The 2,974-nt window shown below is 49.7% G+C and carries 4 protein-coding genes; 2 read left to right on the forward strand and 2 right to left on the reverse strand.

Going from position 1 to position 2,974, the window contains the following annotated elements; genetic code table 11:
• Window positions 1-631 (forward strand): 2Fe-2S iron-sulfur cluster-binding protein (locus ABYW01_RS18050; RefSeq protein WP_372835501.1); only part of this gene is annotated, 631 nt, incomplete at its 5' end.
• Between the two features lie 170 nt (window positions 632-801).
• Window positions 802-1,458, forward strand: coding sequence for a LuxR C-terminal-related transcriptional regulator (locus ABYW01_RS18055; RefSeq protein ID WP_372835504.1), 657 nt, complete (start codon window positions 802-804; stop codon window positions 1,456-1,458).
• A gap of 117 nt (window positions 1,459-1,575) precedes the next feature.
• On the opposite strand, the gene ABYW01_RS18060 is transcribed toward ABYW01_RS18055, so the two are convergent.
• Together ABYW01_RS18060 and ABYW01_RS18065 are read right to left on the reverse strand one after the other, a co-directional pair.
• Window positions 1,576-2,223, reverse strand: a complete 648-nt coding sequence (locus tag ABYW01_RS18060; RefSeq protein ID WP_372835507.1) for a hypothetical protein — start codon at window positions 2,221-2,223, stop codon at window positions 1,576-1,578.
• Between the two features lie 58 nt (window positions 2,224-2,281).
• The coding region (locus tag ABYW01_RS18065) for a substrate binding domain-containing protein (protein WP_372835508.1) at window positions 2,282-2,974 on the reverse strand (693 nt) is incomplete at its 5' end.

Raw genomic sequence — 2,974 nt, forward strand, 5'->3', positions numbered from 1 at the left:
CGTAATGTTTAAAGACGAACTGAACTTCGTGAAAAACCGTTACATGGATCGCTTCCACTGGATCAATGTAATGGACTACGAAGATCAGGGTGCAGACCTGCTGAACGGTCGCATCGACAACGCTAAGGGTTACGCCCTGCAGAAAGCGGGTCTGATCGATATCAAATCCGTGAATGAAGCGTTCATCTGTGGTCCTGAAGCGATGATGTCTGAAGTGTCTCGTGGTTTCCGTATGGAAGGCCTGAGCGACGAACAGATCCATTACGAGCTGTTCGCTAACTCCTCCGCTGACTCTAAAGAGATGCTGGAGAAAGCGGCGAAACGTAAAGAAGAGTTCGGCGAAGAGAAAACGTCTAAAGTCACCGTCGTTGCTGATGGTCGTTCCATCATGTTCGATCTGGCGACAGTGGGCGAAAATATTCTCGACGCAGGCATGCACAACGGTATGGAACTGCCTTACTCCTGTAAAGCGGGCGTATGTTCTACCTGTAAGTGTAAGCTGGTTAAAGGTGAAGTCGACATGGACATCACCCACGGTCTGGAACAGCACGAAATCGACGCAGGCTATGTGTTGAGCTGTCAGGCACACCCTATCTCCGATGAAGTCGTTGTCGACTTCGACGCGCGATAATCGTTGCTGTTACCCGGTGGTTTAACTGCCGGGTAACGCCTTATTCCCCACTTTTTATTCCTTAGGCCCTCGTTTACAAAATGCATAAGCGTTTGTGGGATGATTGCGTCTGTATTCTGGAATGGGGATTACAACAATTACAGATGTGCTGATTGACAGCTACGGCCCCCATGGAAAAGCCGCATAAAATCCTCATTGCTGATCGTTACCCTTTACACCGTGAAGGGATCAAACTCGCTATCACCAGCGGTCCGGAATACGTCCTTTATACCGCGCATTGTGTTAGCGGTATCGACGAGCTCCAGTCCCAGGTTAAAAACAACAGCGGTTATCATCTGCTGATTATCGATCAGACACTGATTGAACAACATCCGGAATGGTCGTTGAAACACCTGGTGAGCAATACCTGCATCACAACCCTGTTGATGTGCGATCAACTCACCGATTCTTTAATCAGTGACGCCCGTCATGCGGGGATACGTGGTGTCGTTGAGCGTAGTGCATCGATGGAACGGATAAATAAGGTCACGCACCGACTGTTAAAAGGTGGTTCTTATTGGCCGAAAATTGATAAAAATACCCGTACGACCCCTGTGGCACCTGATCATTGTGTTTCATTGGATGACTTCACTGATCAGCAGCTACAGATCATTCGACTGATCATTGATGGAAAGCTGAATAAACAGATCAGCTATCAACTGGGTATTCACGAAAGTACGGTGAAGTACCATCTCACCAATATCTATCGCAAGTTTCAGGTACGTAGTCGAACTCAGCTGGTCGTGAGTGCACGACACTCCGGAGTGACCGATCAGATAAGACTTTGAGTTGTGCTGCATGGCTTAACCGCAGACACTACAACTGCCATGGCTAACGCCAATGATTATCTGCAAAGCCCCTGCCTTTCTCCTAAACAGGGGTTACTGCATGAAATGACCTCCCCCCTAGTCGCCTCCGCATCCGCCGCTGCAACCTGAATCCCCATCTCCCCCTTCTCCGGCGCTGCTGCCCGAGCTACAACCAATATGGGACGCACAGTATGGATGGCCGGATGACTGATCGGTACGTTTACAATTAAGCGCGTAAGTGAAGCCGTCAGGAATACCCAGCTCGGCGTCCAGTGCAAACAGCAAAGGTAGACGGGTTGGATTCTTTGGTGGCACTTGCTCCCGCGCGCATGACAGTCGCCATGCGGTATTAATCCCCTTCTGAGCCATCGTTGGGGTGCTCATCGCTTCGGCCGGTGTATGGTGAAGGAAGCGGCCGAGTGCCTGATTGCAGAACTGATCGTATTTCTTGGTAAACAAAATGAATTCATGCCAGGCAACATCAACAACCTGCGACGGCATGGAGACCATCTTGCTGCCTGCGGTGTTGCAGATATGGAAATACTCACGTAACCCCTGAATGACCTTAGCAACCTCCCGTTCGCTTAGGTGAGGATAGGTTTCAGCGATCTTTTCACGAAGCTTGACTGGAAACTGATATGCATCAATCAGATCCGCGCGCTTTCGAGCACGCGACTTTCGCGTCATCCGGAAAAGAATAAACGCGACGAAGATGGCAAAAATAACAGGAACAATGGTATCCATGTAGTGTCCTTTTTCTTTTCGTCAGGCGAGTCCCACGTGTTGTAGGTATACAGTTGCCTTATGATTCGGTGGTAGGCGTTAAGTAATTCAGGAGACGTCGGGCGTTATTGTTGATTGATGCATTCCCGGGCCAAACCGCATAGATCGGAACACCTTCAACGCGCCACTCCGATAACAGCTGCACCAAGCGACCATCAGCGATCGCATCTTCAACCAAAAAGCGCGGTGGCGTCGAGATCCCAAGACCCAGTATAGAAAATTGAGCCATCGCATCCACGCTGTCGATGACAATCTGGCTGGCGTAATGTATCGGTATACGTTGATTAGCCGGACCAATCAACGTCCTCTGCGTCGGTAACATAGCCAGACGTATCCAATTCCACTCAGCCAGATCTTCAGGCACCGAAGGTGCATCATGCTGCTCAGCATAAGACGCTGAACAAACCAACACACGTTCAATGGTGCCAATGGATTTTGATTTTAACGCACTGTCTTCGAGCTCCCCTGCCCGCACGGCCAGATCAATCCCGTTGGCGATCAGGTCCTGTCGAATATCGGTATAAAGAAGGTTGAGCTCAATTTTTGGATACTGTTTGGCAAACTCAGCGATACGCTGATTAATAGGCGCCCTTGTCAGAGCTGAAGGCAGAGTAATGGTGAGTTTGCCCTGAGGTTCATTATCATGGGACACAACCTCGTTTAAGCCTTGCTGAGCGGCATCTAACATTGTTCGTGCATGCTGATAGAGCAC

This window comes from Pontibacterium sp. (assembly GCF_041587635.1).
Taxonomy (GTDB): Bacteria; Pseudomonadota; Gammaproteobacteria; order Pseudomonadales; family Balneatricaceae; genus Pontibacterium.